Source organism: Amycolatopsis orientalis, assembly GCF_000943515.2.
Taxonomy (GTDB): Bacteria; Actinomycetota; Actinomycetes; order Mycobacteriales; family Pseudonocardiaceae; genus Amycolatopsis; species Amycolatopsis orientalis.
Window position 1 is genome coordinate 1,123,760 of record NZ_CP016174.1, and the last position, 16,161, is coordinate 1,139,920.

The window sequence follows — 16,161 nt, forward strand, 5'->3', positions numbered from 1 at the left end:
CAAGGGACCTTTGCTGTCGTTAGTTAGTGTGCTAACGAACGCTGGCAAAGGTCCCTTGCTCTCTCACTTGATGATGACCCAGGTCCCCCCGCGCCAGCCCATGGTGAAGATCTTGGGGTCGCCGTCCATGATCGTCGCCTTCGGCGCGATCGCCTCGGGCGGGACGATCACCTGGTCGGGCCCCTGACTCTTCACCTTCGTCCGGTCGACCCGGGTGACTTTCAGATTCTTCAAATCCGCGGGCGTGAACATCTCGAACTGGATGGGGGTAAGGCTGCGGCACTCCTTCATCCCGCCGTCGAACGCCGGCGCGGTGATCCGGCAGACGGTGTCGAGGTCCTTGTCGCCCAACGCGTGGTGGTACTCCTCCATCACGGTCGCGGCCCCTTCCGGGGTGTGCGCCACCGCGCCGCCGGTGGCGGGTTTGGTGACCGTCGCGGCGGTCGCCGAAGGAACTGTCGCGCTGGGAGTCGTGGTCGACGTAGGCGCGCTCGAGCTGCTGCTCGGCGCCACCGAAGTGCTCGGAACGGCCGAAGGCTGCGGTGCCGCGGTGCCCGGTGTCTGCTCTTCGCAGCCCGCGAGCAAGAACAGTGCCGCTGCCGCGCAGGTCATTCCGAGCGGTCGGATAGTCATGGTGCCCCCTGTCGAACTGCTACTGACCAGGGGAGAGTAACAACTAATGCCCAAGTGTCACACTTGAATCGGGAAATCAGCCGTCACCGTTGATCAGGGCGAGCATCGACACCGACAAGATGAGCTGGGCGGATACGCAGGTCCGGTTCATCGCTTCCTTCTTCTTGCCGATGAAGTCGACCTGCACGACCTGGCCGTTGCTCAGCTGGACGCTCAAGGCGCAGGTCTCCTCGGTCTGCTCGAACCTGGCCTTCAGTGTGCCGAACATCCCGTTCCGCACCTCCGCGCCTTGTTTCGGCGGCACGGCCTCGAGGCCGCCCATGCCGGTCGTGTACATCCCCACAGCCTTCGCGTAGGCGACTTCGTGAGTGCAAGTCGGCCCAAGCGGGCTCTCGCCCTTCTGCGCGCCTTCGCGGCCGGCGTTGATCCCGGCATAGTTCGTATGAGTGAACTTGACGACCTCACAGATGTCAGCGTCCTCCAGTGCCTCCGCCGGCGGCTCTTGAACAGTGCCCGGCGCGGGCTTGCCACCGGCGAGCGGCACGAACTTCTTCAACACCACTTCGGCGACCTTCTTCGCCAGTTCACAGTGTTCGGCGCGGCTGCCGGCTTCGTCGCTGTCGACGTCATAGGCGTCGACAGCGATCGAGGCGTAGGCGCGGACATCCATGTTGACCGAGCAGAACGTCGCCGGTTCCGGGTCGAAGGCGTAGGTCCGGCCCTTGATCCCGGCGATCTCCACCGGTTCCATCACCGCGGAGTCCTGCGTGATCCAGCTGTACGGGCTGTAGGCGTGCACCTGCGCGCCCTTGTTGTTCGGGAACACGAACTGGCAGCCGCTGAGCACCCCCTTGGTGCTGATCAGGCCGAGCGGCTGCAGGTCGGGTTTGATCGAATCCAGCCAGGTACAGCCTTCTTCACCCTGTCGGGACGGCAGGGCCAGCGGCTGATCGAGCACCTGGTCGCTGAAACCCGATCCGTCGGCGGGTGGCTTGTACTTCGGATACTTCGTTTCACTCGCACCCGGTGCCGAACCTTCGCGGAAAGCCGTGCCGTCGATGGCGCTGGAGCATCCGGTGAGCAGAAGGGCGATGGCCACGAAATACGGCCAACGAGACATGATGACCCCCAGTAGTCCTCAATTCGGACGGGAGTCTAAGTCGCTTTCAGTGGTTTCGCTGGGTCTTGGGTCAACCGGTAGTGGTCACTTCCAGGACGGCAGCCACAACTCGGCGTTCCAGTGTTCGTTCGTGATCGCGTTGCCGTTGAGGATCGGCCACAACCAGGCGAAATTGGCCACGACGAGACCCACGTAGAGGGCGACGACGAGCAGTCCGGTACCCCGCCGTTCGAATCCGCGTTTCGCGCTGCCGAGGATCTGGCCGAGGATCAACGTCAACCCGAGTACGAGGAACGGCGCCAGCGGAGTCGCGTAGAAGTAGTACATCTGGCGGTCGAGGTTGGTGAACCAGGGCAGGTAACCGGCGAAGTAGCCGACGAGCACGGCGGCGTAGCGCCAGTCGGCGCGGAAGAACGACCGCCACAGGCTCCAGCCCAGCATCGGCAGGGCCAGCCACCACATCGCCGGCGTGCCGATCAGCATCGTCGCCCGCACGCAGGTCGACTCGCCGCAACCGGTCGCTTCGGTCCCGCCCGCGTACGCGTAGAGCATCGGCCGCAATCCCATCGGCCAGGTCCACGGCTTCGATTCCCACGGATGCGGTTTGTCCTTGGGCGTGACCAGGTTCGCGTGGAAGTCGAGGACGTTCATCGAGTAGTCGCCGAGCGAGCGCAGCGCCGGTGGCATCCAGGCCCAGAAACCAGGGTCGATGTCCTTGATCGCCACGTAGTTTCGGTCGGTCGCGGTCTCGCTCGCGAACCAGGCCCAATAGCAGGCGAGGTACACCAGGATCGGGATGACGACGATCGCCCACAGCGCGGGCAGCACGTCGCGGCGCAGGGTGCCCGCCCACGGCCGCTGCACCCCGGCGGCGCGACGTGCGGCGACGTCGAAGAAGACGGTGAGCAGTCCGAACGCGGCGATGTAGTACAGCGCCGACCACTTGACGCCGAAGGTCAGCCCGATCATCAGGCCACCGGCGAACCGCCACCACCGGAAACCCAGCTTCGGGCCGAACCGCGATTCGTTGATCCAGCCTTCGCGGACGGCGACGGCGAGCCGCCGCCGCACCTGGTCGCGGTCGCACAGCACACAGGCGAACGCGGCGAGCACGAACAGCGCGATGAAGATGTCGAGCATGCCCATCCGCGACTGCAGGTGCAGCACGCCGTCGCTGATCACCAGGATCCCGGCGACCGCGCCGAGCAGGGTCGACCGGGTGAGCCGCCGGGCGATCCGGATGGTGAGCAAGACGATCAGCGTGCCCGCCAGCGCGGGCATGATCCGCCAGCCCCAGGCGTTGTAGCCGAACAGCCATTCACCGATCGCGATGAGGTGCTTGGCCAGGGGCGGGTGCACGATCAGCTCGTAGCCGTAGTTGTCTTCGTAACCGCCGTTGCGCAGCATCTGCCACGCCTGCGGGACGTAGTGCTTCTCGTCGAAGACGGGGGTGCCCTTGTCCGTGGGCGTGCCCAGGTTCTGGATCCGGACGATGCCGCCGATGAGCGTCAGCACCAGCGTGACGATCCAGCCGCGCAGGCGGTCGGTCGGCATGCCACGGCCGAGGAGGGTGGCCTCCCGGTCGTTCGGCGGACGGAGCGCGTCGACCGGATCCGGCCGCACGCTCTCGTTGTCACGGGTCAGCAGCGCGGTCACGGGGCCTGATCCTACGGGCGGAAGAGTGAACTCGGTGTCCGGATCCGTGAACCGGTTAACCTTCGGGAATGACCGAAGGACGCCTCGTGCTGGCAGCCACCCCGCTCGGAGACGTCCGCGACGCTTCGCCGCGCCTGTCCGAAGCCCTCGCGACCGCCGATGTGATCGCCGCCGAGGACACCCGCCGCCTGCGTTCCCTGACCACCGCCCTCGACGTCTCGCCGGTCGGACGCGTGGTCAGCTTCTACGAGGATGTCGAGACCGCCCGCCTGCCGAAACTGCTCGAATCGCTCCGGTCGGGCGAAACGGTGGTGCTGGTGACCGACGCCGGGATGCCGAGCGTCTCGGATCCCGGCTTCCGCCTGGTCGCGGCGTGCGTCGAGGCGGAAGTGCCGGTGACCTGCCTGCCCGGCCCGTCCGCGGTGACCACGGCGCTCGCCCTCTCCGGCCTGCCGTGCGACCGCTTCTGTTTCGAAGGATTCGCCCCGCGCAAGCCCGGCGAACGTGCGAAGTGGCTCGGTTCGCTGAAGGACGAGCCCCGCACCGTCGTCTTCTTCGAGTCGCCCCACCGGTTGGCCAGCACGCTCTCCGACGCCGCCGAGGTCCTGGGCTCCGACCGTCGCGCCGCCGTCTGCCGCGAGCTGACCAAAACGTATGAAGAGGTCAAACGCGGCAATCTTCCGGAATTGGCCACTTGGGCCGCCGACGGGGTCAAGGGGGAGATCACCGTCGTCCTCGCGGGTGCGCCTCCGCGCTCGGTGAGCGTCGCGGACCTGGTTTCGGAAGTTTCGTCGCGAGTCGCCGCCGGCGAACGGCTCAAGTCCGCCGCCGCCGAAGTCGCCGAGGCCACCGGAGTGTCGAAGAAGGAGCTTTACGACGCCGTCCTCGCGTCCCGTAAATAAGGGCTAGGACAACAGGGCCTTCGCGGCCGCGTGAGCCTTCGCGGAGTCGGGCTCGGCGCCCGTGATGACGTCGGTGTAGATGAAGGACTCCCCGATCCGGACCAGCAGGTAGGCCAGGTCCTCGACCGGCAGCGGCGGGGCGAGCCGTCCGGCCGCGACCTCTTCGTCCAGGAACTCGCTCAACTTCGCGATCGCCCGGCTCTGCACCACGCTGGCCTTCGTCGTCAGGATCCGCAGCGCCCGTTCGGGCTCGTTGCGCAGGAACTCCCGGAACGGCTTCGAGTCGTTCACGGTCCGCACGAAGGTGCCGATCAGTTCCGCGATCCCTTCGGCGCCGCGGCCGAGTTTGCCGGGGACCCGGGCTTCGAACACCTCCACGGTCATCGACCACAGGATCTCGCCCAGCAGCTGATCCCGGCCGCCGACCCAGCGATGCAGCGTCGCGCGGCTGATCTCCAGCTCGCCCGCGAGGTCGCGCATGTCCACGCGGCGTCCCGCCAGGAACCAGGAGCGCGCGATCGTGAACGCGCGCACGGCGTCCGGGCGCGGCGAAGTCAGCTGGCGTTCAAGTGCGGTTTCGATGAGTGAAACATATCACGACCTGTCTCATGAATGAGACATATGCAAGAATGTCTCATCTCGACGAGGAGGATGCGGATGCGTGCAGTACAGGTGACCGAATTCGGCGGACCCGAGGTGCTCAACCTCGTCGACCTGCCCGATCCCATTCCCGGCCCTGGTCAGTTGCTCATCGACGTCGACCGTATCGGCGTCAATTACGCCGATACGCACCAAGCCGAGAACTCCTACCTCGCGCCGAGCAAGCTCCCGCTCGTGCCCGGCGGCGAGGTCGTCGGCCGGACCGCCGACGGCAAGCGCGTCGTCGCCTTGCTCAACGGTGGCGGCGGCTACGCCGAGCGCGCGGTGGCGGACGAGGTCACCACCTTCGGCGTGCCGGACGGCGTCGACGACCTGACCGCGCTCTCCTTCATCGTCCAAGGCACCACCGCCGCGATCCTGCTGCGCAAGAACGTGCACCTCGAACCTGGCGAATCCGTCGTCGTGCACGCGGCCGCGGGTGGTGTCGGCTCCATCGCCGTCCAGCTGGCGAAGGCTTGGGGAGCGGGCCGGGTCATCGCGACCGCCAGCAGTGACGAGAAGCGCGCCCTCGCGCTCGAGCTTGGAGCCGACGTCGCCATCGATTCCCGCGCCGAGAACATGACCGACGCCCTTCGGGAAGCGAACGGCGGCAAACGCGTCGACGTCGTTCTCGACATGACCGGCGGCTCTGTGACGGATCAGAGCATCGCGGCGCTCGCCCCGTTCGGCCGCCTCGCGTTCTACGGCATGGCCAGCCGTCGGCAGCCGAAGCCGATCGAAGCCCGCAACCTCCTCGGGCACAGCACGACCGTGTCGGGCATGTGGCTGCCGCACGTTTTCAAACTGCCGGGGAACCAGTTCGGTCGCGCCCTGGACGACCTCTTCTCGCTGGCCCTCGCGGGTCAGGTGCGTGCCATCGCCGGTGGCGAGTACGCGCTGTCGGACGCCCGCGCCGCTCACGAAGCCCTGCGTTCGCGCGGGACCACCGGCAAGCTCCTGCTGGACCCCGCCAAGTAGGTCAGCCGAGCAATCGCTCCAGCGGAGCGGACTTGTGCAGGCATTCCTGCCATTCCGCTTCGCTGTCGGAGTCGGCGGTGATCCCGCCGCCGACTCCCAGCGCGATCGTGCCGTCGTGGATTTCGAAGGTTCTGATCGCGACGTTCAGCTCCAGGCCCGCGATCGGCGACGCGAGCCCGATCGCGCCCGTGTAGACACCGCGCGCCGTGGGTTCCAGTTCGGCGATCAGGTCCAGCGCCCGGATCTTCGGCGCGCCCGTCACCGAGCCCGGCGGGAAGGTGGCCGCGAGCAGATCCGCGTCGTCGATCCCGTCGGCGAGCAATCCCTCCACAGTGGACTCAAGATGCCAGACCCCCGGCGCGGGCCGGACCTTGAGCAGCTCCGGTACGCGCACACTGCCGGTGGCGCAGACCCGTCCGAGGTCGTTGCGGACGAGGTCGGTGATCATGACGTTCTCGGCGACGTCCTTGGTCGATTCCCGCAGTCGCTGCGCGAGGTGATCGTCGTCGGCGTTCCGCCGGGGCAGGGTGCCCTTGATCGGCGTCGACCGGACATTTCGTCCATGCCGCGCAAGGAAAAGCTCAGGGGAAAATGAGACGATCGAGCCCCACTCGCCGCTGAGGAACGCCGCCCGCCGGGCGGGCAGGCACCGCACCCCTTCGGCGAACAACGCGATCGGGTCGCCGTCGAATTCCCCGGTGAAGCGCGCGCAGATGTTCGCCTGGAACAGCTCGCCGGCCTCGATCGCGTGCACGCATGCCTTGACGGCGTCGTAATGTTCCGACGGCAGCGGACGCGATAGCGGACCGGAGTTCCACCTCGTGGTTTCGAGGGGCTCGTCGAGCAAGGATTCGACCGCGGAAACCTCGCCGACCGGATCCGGGTCGTCGTCGGCGAGTAAAGCCTCGAACCACCACGAACCGTCCAGGTCCAGCCGCAGTACCCGGTCGACCCAGCCCCAGGCCGCCGGTGGAAGCTCGCCCGAACGGTGCGAGGGATCGGTCAGGTCATAACCCAGGTAACCGAACCAGCCGCCCCCGACCGCGCCGGGCACGGCGTCACGGACCATGGGCAGACGAGTGGGAATCGCGAACGCTTCGGCCACATTCCGGACTGGAGACGGGGAAGCACACAGCGCGATGACCGCGCGTGAGGAGAACCACTCTCCGCAAAGCGCCGCCGGAGGAGCGGATCCGAGGGTCTTGGCGCGCAGGCCGAGAGCCGCCAGCGCCCGCTCGGGCGCGACGTCCGTCCGCAGTTTCCGGCACATCAACCGCACGCGACATTGTCGCTGTCCGAGCAGTCGAAATGGCAACCCGCGCCTCCCGGAAAGTGACATCCGCTACCACGAAGACTCACGTCGGTGACACTGAGCGCACCCATCGTCACGAGTGAATCGCTACAGGAGCACATCCCCGAGAGTGAAGGGGTAGACCACGGCGTCCTGGGCGATCGGCCCCTCCACCCCGGGCAGCCCGGTGCCGAAGCCATGCTGATGCAGGCCCAACCGGGAATGGAACCACCCCGGTCTTCCCGGGATTTCGTTGTGCCTGACCAGCCACAACACCACTTCGCTGTCCGCCCACTTGTCCGGGTGCAGGCGGTTCGTCCAGCAGTCGAGTCCGGCGTACACCAGGACCCGTTCGACGCGTGCGGCTTGCCTGACATGTTTGATCCACGCCTTGATGAACCTGTCGTCGACGCTGGGCGCCTCCACTTCGAGCGCGGGCGCGAGCGAACCGGGGGCGAAGGCCCCGAGCGCGCTGGCCGTCCGCACGAAATGGTCTGCCTGATCGTGGACCGCGCCGGGGCGCGCGTAGTGCCGCGCACCGGTGTGGATTCCGGCGTGCTGCGCGCCCGTCAGATTGCGTTCCGCGGCGACGTCCCGCCAGTTGGTGTTCTCGCTGACGGTGACCGAGGCGAACCGGATGTCGGCGCCACGCACCGCCGCCCAGTCCGTCACCGTCTCTCGGTGGGACAGGGTGACGCCGTGCTCACCTTCCGGATCGATCAAAGTCACCTGCCTCGAATTTCGCCCCAGTACGCCGGAAAGGTCACCTTACGTCCGCGGAGCGGCCGCAAGGTGACCTTTCGGTACAGCGTGTCTCAGGCGTTTTCTCGCTGGAACGTCCGCGAGCCCCACCAGATGGCCAGAACCGCCATCACCAGCACCACGACGCTCCCGGTGAACAGCGCGTCCATCGAGAAGTCACCGCGGAAAGTGTTCCGCTCGACGTCCACGACATGCCGGAACGGATTGATGCGGGAAATCGTGTACAGCCAATCCGGCGCCGATCCCGCGGTGATCGGGATCAGGATTCCGGAAAGCAACAGCAACGGCATGAGAACCGCGTTGAGCAAGGCCGGGAAGGCTTCCTCGCTCTTGAGGGTCAGTGCCAGCGCGTAGGAGCACGACGCCAGCGTGATCGACAGAAGGAAGACGATCACCAGGCTGAGCACGACGCCGCCGAACGGCGCGTTCAGGTCGAAGACCAGATACGCCAGCGCGATGATGAGCAGAGCCTGGACGACGGTCTGCAGCGCGTTGGCGAACACCTTGCCCAGCAACAGCGCCACCCGGCTCACCGGAGTGACCCGCATGCGCTCGACCACGCCCGAGCGATACTCCGCGAGGAGACCGAACCCGACGAACGAACTGCCGAACAACGCGAGCTGCGCGATGATCGCCGGGGTGAAGATCATCCAGCCGTCCACATCGGACAGGCCTTGCGCGTTGAGCGCCTTCACCAGAAGCGGTCCGAAGAAGAACAGATACAGCAACGGCTGCATGATGCCGATGATGATCCACGTCGGATTGCGCAACGCCGCGAGCATGTCCCGGCGGAAGATCAACCAGGTGTCATGCAACATGTGTGGCCTCCTTCGCCGGCTCGTCGCCGAGAGGCGCGCCCTCTTCGGCGTCACGCAGGCTGCGGCCCGTCAGAGTCAGGAAGACGTCGTCGAGCGTCGGCCTGTGCACCTGCATGGACGTCATCGTGATACCCCGCGCGTCCAGCGCGCGCAGCAACTCGGGCATCGCGGTGTCCCCGCGCGGCACCCGGAAACGCACCGTGTCGTCGGTGACGGTCATTTCGTGCGCCCCTTCGAGCCGGCCCGCGACCTCCGCGGTCTCCGCTGCCGAGTCCGGTGAAACCCCGATGACCACGCTGTCGCCTGAAACCCTCGCCTTCAGCGAATCCGGTGTGCCTTCGGCGACGATCTTCCCGTCGTCGATGACGATCAGCCGGTCGGAGAGCGCGTCGGCCTCGTCGAGATAGTGCGTGGTCAGGAAGACCGTGACTCCCTGCTCGTCGCGCAGCCTGCGGATGTGGTCCCACAGGTTCGCGCGGCTCTGCGGGTCGAGCCCCGTCGACGGCTCGTCGAGGAAGACGAGACCGGGCGAGTGGATCAGCCCGAGCGCGATGTCGAGACGACGGCGCTGCCCGCCCGACAGGGTCTTGGTCGCCCGCTGGTCGAGTCCGGCGAGGTCCAGCTGTTCCGCGAGAGTGGCCCCGCGCGCGAGGGCTTCCGCCTTGCTCATCCGGTACAGCCGACCTTGGAACTCGATCTCTTCGACGACCTTGCTCTCCGGCGCGGTGCCGCCGCCCTGTGCGACGTAGCCGATTCGCCGGCGCACCCCCAGCGGGTCGGCGAGCAGGTCGCAGCCGCCGACGGTCGCTTCGCCCGCCGTGGGCTTGAGCAGCGTGGTGAGCATGCGCAGGGTCGTGGTCTTGCCCGCACCGTTCGGTCCGAGGAAGCCGACCAGTTCTCCGGCCGACACGTCGAGATCGACGCCCTTGACGGCGTGGACCTCGCCCCCATTGCGGCCCTTGCGGCGGAACCGCCGCTCAAGGCCGCGTGCCTTGATCATGAGTACTCCTTTCCGGATCCAACTAGTCAAACTTGACTAGTGAACGGACGCACTGTGCCCTAAAGGTCGTCCGGCAGTCAAATTTGATTACTTGGGTGGCGTGCCGAACACGACTTCGTCGTCGCCTTCGCCCAGCATCACGTATTCGCCCGCTTCAAGGCGGCCGATCAGGTCCCTCATCCAGGTCACGTTCGCCTCGGCGTGAGCGCTCCACAGTCGGTACAGCTCGCTGACGTGGGGCGGTTTGCCCAGGTCGATCGCGTGCTCACGGGCGTAGTGGGTGGATTGAGCGTGTGCTTCCATATTCGCCAGCTGCTGTTTCAAGAGGGTCAGCACCTGCGCGCGGGGCAGGCTCGGCATGAACGTGACCGCCGCCGACAGCGAGTACCCGGTCGCGTCATCACTCGACAAGGCCCTGCCGAGTTGCACGAGGAACTCGGTCTCGCCGTCTTCGGTCAGCTTGTAGGCGGTCCGGTCGGGCCCACTGCCCGCCTCGACGTCCTCGACCTGTTCCAGGAGCCCTTCAGAGGTCATCTTCTTCAGCGCGTGATAGATCGAACCCGGCTGGACATTGCCCCATTTGTCGGCCGCCCACGAGAGAAGCTCGCGCCGGACCTGGTAGCCGTGTGCCTTCCCGTACATGCGCACGACACCCAGCACCAGCAGACGCGTGGCGGACACCGAGGCCTCCGATCCTCTCCCGGACAACAATGCCTTAGACGACGTCCGTAGGCTAAACAAGCATGAGCACCCCAGTGTTGACTGCGGTGGCCTGGCCCTACGCCAACGGCCCCCGCCACATCGGCCACGTGTCCGGATTCGGCGTCCCGTCCGACGTCTTCTCCCGCTATCAGCGAATGGTCGGCAACCGGGTGCTCATGGTGTCCGGGACCGACGAACACGGCACCCCCATCACCGTCCAGGCCGACAAGGAAGGCCTGACCTCCCAGCAGACGGCGGACAAGTACACCCGTCAGATCGGCCAGGACCTGCAGGGGCTCGGTCTCACCTACGACCTGTTCACCCGCACCACCACGGGTAACCATGCCGAGGTCACCCAGCAGATCTTCCTCGCGCTGCACCGCAACGGCTACGTGGTCCCCAAGACAGCCCGGGGCGCGATCAGCCCCTCGACCGGCCGCACTCTGCCCGACCGGTACATCGAAGGCACCTGCCCGATCTGCGGCTACGACGGCGCCCGCGGTGACCAGTGCGACAACTGTGGCAACCAGCTCGACGCCGCCGAACTGATCAACCCGAAGTCCCGCATCAACGGTGAAACGCCGAAGTTCGTCGAGACCGAGCACTACTTCCTCGACTTGACCGCGTTCGTCGACACCTTGGGCAAGTGGCTGTCCAGCAAGACCGACTGGCGTCCGAACGTCCTCAACTTCACCAAGAACCTGATCGACGACATGCGGCCGCGGCCGATCACCCGTGATCTCGACTGGGGCGTGAAGATCCCTCTGGAGGGCTGGCGTGACCAGCCGCTCAAGCGGTTCTACGTCTGGTTCGACGCGGTCATCGGCTACTTCTCGGCGAGCGTCGAATGGGCGCGCCGGTCCGGCAATCCGGATGCCTGGCAGGAGTGGTGGAGCAACCCGGACGCTCGCGCCTACTACTTCATGGGCAAGGACAACATCACCTTCCATGCCCAGATCTGGCCGGCGCTGCTGTTCGGTCACAACGGCGAGGGCGACCGGGGTGGCGAGCCCGGCAAGTACGGCAAGCTGCACCTGCCGGACGAGATCGTCTCCAGCGAGTTCCTCACCATGAGCGGCTCGAAGTTCTCGACCTCGCGTGGCACGGTCATCTACGTCCACGACTTCCTGCGCGACTTCGGCCCGGACACCCTGCGCTACTTCATCTCGGTCGCGGGTCCCGAGACCCAGGACACCGACTTCACCTGGGACGAATTCGTCCGCCGGACCAACTTCGAGCTGGCCAATGAGTGGGGCAACCTCGTCAACCGGTCCATCTCGATGGCGCACAAGAACGTCGGTGCCATTCCGCGTCCGGACGCCCCCACGGCCGCCGACGAGGAACTCAAGGCGCTCTCCCGCAAGGCATTCGACACCGCCGGCGCTCACCTCCAGCGGTCCAGGTTCAAAGCGGCGGCGAGCGAGGCCATGCGCGTCGTCACCGCCGCGAACCGCTACCTTTCGGATCAGGAGCCCTGGAAGCTCAAGGACGACCCCGCTCGTCGTGACAGCGTCCTGCACACCGCTCTGCAGGTCGTTTCGGACGCCAACACGCTGCTCACCCCCTTCCTGCCCCACTCGGCTCAGAAGGTGCACGAGGCACTCGGCGGTTCCGGTGTCTGGGCGGCCCAGCCCGAACTGCAGGAAGTCGAGGACCTCGACATCCCCGGCCGGATCAACCCCATCCTGACCGGGGACTACAAGGCCGAGCAGGCGCGCTGGAAGTCCGTGCCGATCGAGGTCGGGAAGCCGCTGGAGAAGCCGACCCCGTTGTTCGCCAAACTGGATCCGGAACTCGGCGAGACCGGCCCCGAATGGGCGCCGATCTCGAAGTGATCAGTCGATGAGCACAGAGAAGAAGGAGTTGCCACCGATCCCGGACAGGTTGCCGGTTTCGGTGGTGGACGCGCACACCCATCTCGACGCGTGCGGCGCGGTCACCGCGGCTGATGTCACCGCCATGGTCGACCGCGCCGAACGCGCGGGTGTTTCGCGGGTGATCACCGTCGCGGACGATCTCGCGGCCGCTCGCTGGGCCGCGCAGGCGTCCACTTGGGACTCCCGGGTTTGGGCCGCCGTCGCGATCCATCCCACGCGTACCAAGGATTTCGGCGAAGCCGAGAAATCCGAAGTGGAGAGTCTCGCGAAGGAGTCCAGAGTGGTCGCGGTCGGCGAGACCGGCCTCGACTACTACTGGGACTACTCGCCTCACGACGCACAGCAGGACGCCTTCCGGTGGCACATCGATCTCGCCAAGCGGATCGGTAAGCCCCTGATGATCCATGATCGAGACGCCCACGACGATGTCCTCCGGATCCTCGACGAAGAGGGCGCGCCCGAGCAGGTCGTCTTCCATTGTTTCTCAGGGGACGAGCACGTGGCTCGTCGTTGCATCGACGCGGGATACGTACTTTCGTTCGCTGGAACGGTCAGCTTTCGCAACGCCCGCGGACTTCATGAGGCGGCACGGATCGTTCCGGTCGGCCAGTACCTCGTCGAAACGGACGCGCCGTTCCTGACACCTCATCCTTTCCGTGGGCGACCGAACGAGCCCTACTGCGCCGCCTACACCGTTCGCCACCTCGCCTCGTTCAGGGGCGAGGCTGTACATGAGGTGGCCGAATCGGTGCGAGTGACCGCCGAGCGGGTCTTCCGTTTGCCGAGAGTCACCTCCAGTTGAACGGATTGCGACATTAGTGATCATCAATGGTCCACTCTGATGAGTGACCAACGTCACGACACTCCGGGCGGTGTTTGCGCAACCCGGCGAGGTTCGTTACTGTCCCGTGATCGTGCCGGTCGGTGCCCGCTCATGCGGTCTCCGGCTGTTACGCCCACAGTCACGTCAGTGCACGTCGGGGAAGCGGAACCGGGAGCGGTACGGCCTGGAACCGTGACGATGGCGCTGGCTGCGGGTGTCGGACTTCTAGAGGTGTGCCAAAGTGCGCATCGAGACGAAGGACGTTATGGAGCGGTTGTCGAGCTCCTTGACGTCTTGGGAAAGGGAACGACCCAGTGACTGGTAGCAGTAGGCAGGATGGCTCGCGCCTCGGCGTAGAGACGAACACCTTCGCTTCCGCCGGTTCGGTTGCCGTGCTCGACCGCGACACTCAGTACGGCGAGCTGGACTACTCCGACGATCCGCGCATCACGCACCAGGACGTCCTGGCCGCCCTCGGCCCCGACGCCGATGCCCTGATGGCCGAGATCGACGTCGACGTCGACGAGCTGATCCGCCTCATCAGCGCCGAGACCACCATGCTCCCGCCGATCGTCATTCCGGACGAGATGGCTGAGGACCGCACCGCGGGCGCGCCGATGAAGGCCGCGACCAAGGACGAGGTCATCTCGAACTCGACCCGCGTGTGGAAGAAGCGTTTCCTCAAGGGAACCGTCATGGCGGTGCTGCTCACCCTCGGTGGTGGCGGCGCGGCCGCGATGGCGATGAACAAGAGCGTCACGCTCGACGTCGACGGCCAGCAGCGGACCGTTCACAGCTTCGGTGACACGGTCGGTGAGGTCCTCGAAGACGCTGGCCTTTCGGTCGGCGCCCACGACTCGCTCTCGCCCTCGCCTCAGGCCGAGGTCGGCGACGGCGGCGTCATCAAGCTGGAGCGCGGCCGCAAGCTGAACCTGGTCGTCGACGGCGTAGCGCAGGAATCCTGGGTTCGCGCGACCAATCTGGGCGAGGCCCTGAACCAGCTCGGCCGCTCCGATCTCGCGAAGTCCGGTACCTGGACCTCGATGCCGCAGAACGGCGAACTCCCGCTCGAGGGCGCCACTGTCGAGGTCAAGACTCTCAAGAACGTCACGCTCTACGACGGCGCGAACGAACCGCGCAAGGTCCAGACCAACTCGGTCACCACCAAGGAATTCCTTGGTGAGCTGCGGATGACCCTCGGCCCGGACGACGAGGCCGTCGGCGGTCTCGACGTCAAGCTGGTCGACGGCGCCGAGGTCCACGTCAGCCGGACCGGCGTCACCATGGTCAAGCAGAACGAGGAAATCGCACCGCCCGAGCAGAAGGTCGACGACCCGGAGCTCGAAAAGGGCAAGACCAAGGTCGAAGACCCGGGTACCCCTGGCCAGAAGACCGTGACCTACAAGGTCACCCAGCGCAATGGCAAAGAGGTCGGCCGCGAGAAGGTCTCCGAAGAGGTCATCACCGAGGCCAAGCCCAAGATCATCAAGGTCGGTACGAAGAAGCCCGCGGACCCGGTCATCGGTGACGCCGGCGCCTGGGACCGCATCGCGCAGTGCGAGTCGACCGGGAACTGGGCCGCCAACACCGGTAACGGCTACTACGGTGGCCTGCAGTTCAACAAGAGCACCTGGGATGCCTACGGCGGCTCGCAGTACGCGGCGTACCCGCACCAGGCCAGCAAGGCCCAGCAGATTGCCGTCGCCGAGAAGGTGCGCGACGACCGTGGCGGCTACAGCGCTTGGCCGCACTGCGGCAAGAAGGCCTGACGCCAGATCGTTCTCCTTTCCTGAAGGCCATCGTGTGGGTTCCTCCCGCAGGGTGGCCTTCAGGCCGTTTTTCGCTGCTGAGAGTGCGTAGCGTTTTTGTCGGAGATCTGTACGACTGATCGATCAAGCGCCGGCGATGAGGTTTCGGTGCCGGGTCTTGACCTCGACAGACGGAACCACCAGCGCGGCGGTCGTATGTGGGCCACGCCGTGAGCCTTGTCCGATCGCGCGCTGTCGTCGCCTCTGTGCCGGCTTTGGTCGCCTCGTTCTCGCGGCTGGGCGGTACCTGAGCTGTTCGCCGGTTTCTCGACCGGCTCCGCGGGCTCAGGCCGCTCGGTGAGCGGTTCTGATGTCTGCCGAGGCATAGGAACGTCCGGGCTGCTCTCCGCAAGATCGACGATCTCTGCGAAAGCGTCACCGCGTCTCTCCGCCGGCGTACGGCTGTCGGCTTTCCCGTCCGGGGCCGGTTGTGCCAACGGCACGAGAAGCGCGTTCAGACGAGCGCCTGTCTCAGAATCGAGGTTGCCGCGCATGTCCCAGCGACCGGTGCGTTTCTGCCGCAACCAGAACTCGCTTCGCGGAGTTCTCGGGGTCGGGTCGTGGGTGTCGTTGTCGTCAGGGGCTAGACGCGCGAGCACATCTGTTCCGGCAATCGTGACGTCGCGTGGTCTTGCGACACTGGCGAGATCGACCAGGTCCTTTTCGGCTTCGAGCCGGGCGCTCGGGGCGATGTGCTCCGGCAGCCTTCTCATGACCGTGACGATCCGGTCGATGCCGCCATCGGCCAGCGCGCCCGTGGCGGCCGCGGCTCCGGTCAAAGGCGCGACGGGCGGAGTCGAAGTCCCGTCGCGCGTCCGTCTCGAGTTGAGAGCCAGCGCTCGATCGGCCACCCTCTTCGCCTCGGCTCGGGGGACCCGGGCCACATGCTCATAGAAGACGGCTATCGAGTTGAATCCGTAGAGGTCTCGGACACCACGGGACTCGATTTCGGCCAGGATCTGGCCGACTTCGGCGAACAGACGTCGCCCTTCGCGTAGCCGAGTCTGCAACTCGTCGAGAAGCAGATCGGGGTCACCTTCCGGCAGGTTGAGCGGGAAGGTGTTGGGAATGTTTGTACTGGTCATCCCTCGATTGTCGGGCCAGATTCGAACAAGTGCACGGTATCGATCGGGTGGATGATGATCACGCTCC

The 16,161-nt window shown here is 66.2% G+C and carries 15 protein-coding genes; 5 read left to right on the forward strand and 10 right to left on the reverse strand.

From position 1 onward, the window contains the following. Nucleotides 1-63: 63 nt before the first annotated feature. From SD37_RS43590 to SD37_RS05480, 3 genes are all read right to left on the reverse strand, one after another. Nucleotides 64-633 carry a hypothetical protein gene (locus SD37_RS43590; protein WP_236725274.1) on the reverse strand — a complete coding sequence of 190 codons (570 nt, stop codon included), beginning with the start codon at nt 631-633 and terminating at the stop codon, nt 64-66. Between the two features lie 76 nt (nt 634-709). Beyond that, nucleotides 710-1,753: a DUF3558 domain-containing protein gene (locus SD37_RS05475; RefSeq protein ID WP_065912750.1), complete on the reverse strand. Its 1,044-nt coding sequence runs from the start codon at nt 1,751-1,753 to the stop codon at nt 710-712. An 84-nt stretch (nt 1,754-1,837) separates the two neighbouring features. After that, on the reverse strand, nt 1,838-3,409 hold the full coding sequence (locus SD37_RS05480) for a dolichyl-phosphate-mannose--protein mannosyltransferase (RefSeq protein WP_044852126.1): 1,572 nt from the start codon (nt 3,407-3,409) through the stop codon (nt 1,838-1,840). A gap of 68 nt (nt 3,410-3,477) precedes the next feature. Here SD37_RS05480 and rsmI point away from each other — a divergent pair, with 68 nt between their 5' ends. Further along, nucleotides 3,478-4,311 carry a 16S rRNA (cytidine(1402)-2'-O)-methyltransferase gene (gene rsmI / locus SD37_RS05485; protein ID WP_044852127.1) on the forward strand — a complete coding sequence of 278 codons (834 nt, stop codon included), beginning with the start codon at nt 3,478-3,480 and terminating at the stop codon, nt 4,309-4,311. Between the two features lie 3 nt (nt 4,312-4,314). Here rsmI and SD37_RS05490 read toward each other — a convergent pair whose 3' ends face one another. Beyond that, nucleotides 4,315-4,845 (reverse strand): QsdR family transcriptional regulator, encoded by a 531-nt coding sequence (locus SD37_RS05490; protein WP_240546935.1) that lies wholly within the window; start codon nt 4,843-4,845, stop codon nt 4,315-4,317. 123 nt (nt 4,846-4,968) lie between these two features. Between SD37_RS05490 and SD37_RS05495 the strand changes: the two genes are divergently transcribed. Next, nucleotides 4,969-5,928 carry a quinone oxidoreductase family protein gene (locus tag SD37_RS05495; protein ID WP_044852129.1) on the forward strand — a complete coding sequence of 320 codons (960 nt, stop codon included), beginning with the start codon at nt 4,969-4,971 and terminating at the stop codon, nt 5,926-5,928. A gap of 1 nt (nt 5,929) precedes the next feature. On the opposite strand, the gene SD37_RS05500 is transcribed toward SD37_RS05495, so the two are convergent. The 5 genes from SD37_RS05500 to SD37_RS05520 form a co-directional block, all read right to left on the reverse strand. Then, the gene (locus SD37_RS05500) at nt 5,930-7,207 is read right to left on the reverse strand and encodes an aminodeoxychorismate synthase component I (RefSeq protein WP_044852130.1); all 1,278 of its coding nucleotides are present in this window, start codon (nt 7,205-7,207) and stop codon (nt 5,930-5,932) included. Nucleotides 7,208-7,327: 120 nt separating this feature from the next. Then, entirely contained in the window at nt 7,328-7,942 is a 615-nt protein-coding gene (locus SD37_RS05505; protein ID WP_044852759.1) for a glycoside hydrolase family 25 protein, read from the reverse strand. Nucleotides 7,943-8,034: 92 nt separating this feature from the next. Beyond that, a complete protein-coding gene (locus SD37_RS05510; RefSeq protein ID WP_044852131.1) occupies nt 8,035-8,799 on the reverse strand; it encodes an ABC transporter permease in 765 nt (254 codons plus the stop codon). Next, the gene (locus SD37_RS05515) at nt 8,789-9,799 is read right to left on the reverse strand and encodes an ATP-binding cassette domain-containing protein (RefSeq protein WP_044852132.1); all 1,011 of its coding nucleotides are present in this window, start codon (nt 9,797-9,799) and stop codon (nt 8,789-8,791) included. Before SD37_RS05515 ends, SD37_RS05510 begins: the two co-directional genes overlap by 11 nt. Before the next feature lie 87 nt (nt 9,800-9,886). Further along, nucleotides 9,887-10,480, reverse strand: a complete 594-nt coding sequence (locus SD37_RS05520) for a PadR family transcriptional regulator (protein WP_044852133.1) — start codon at nt 10,478-10,480, stop codon at nt 9,887-9,889. A gap of 62 nt (nt 10,481-10,542) precedes the next feature. Between SD37_RS05520 and metG the strand changes: the two genes are divergently transcribed. The 3 genes from metG (at nt 10,543) to SD37_RS05535 (ending at nt 14,970) form a co-directional block, all read left to right on the forward strand. Further along, a complete protein-coding gene (metG, locus tag SD37_RS05525) occupies nt 10,543-12,336 on the forward strand; it encodes a methionine--tRNA ligase (protein ID WP_174567823.1) in 1,794 nt (597 codons plus the stop codon). A gap of 7 nt (nt 12,337-12,343) precedes the next feature. Next, nucleotides 12,344-13,180 carry a TatD family hydrolase gene (locus SD37_RS05530; protein WP_044852135.1) on the forward strand — a complete coding sequence of 279 codons (837 nt, stop codon included), beginning with the start codon at nt 12,344-12,346 and terminating at the stop codon, nt 13,178-13,180. A gap of 413 nt (nt 13,181-13,593) precedes the next feature. Beyond that, nucleotides 13,594-14,970: a resuscitation-promoting factor gene (locus SD37_RS05535; RefSeq protein ID WP_044852136.1), complete on the forward strand. Its 1,377-nt coding sequence runs from the start codon at nt 13,594-13,596 to the stop codon at nt 14,968-14,970. Nucleotides 14,971-15,029: 59 nt separating this feature from the next. Here the strand turns inward: SD37_RS05535 and SD37_RS41830 are convergent, their stop codons facing one another. Then, entirely contained in the window at nt 15,030-16,094 is a 1,065-nt protein-coding gene (locus SD37_RS41830; protein WP_083254883.1) for a DUF222 domain-containing protein, read from the reverse strand. Nucleotides 16,095-16,161: the final 67 nt, after the last annotated feature.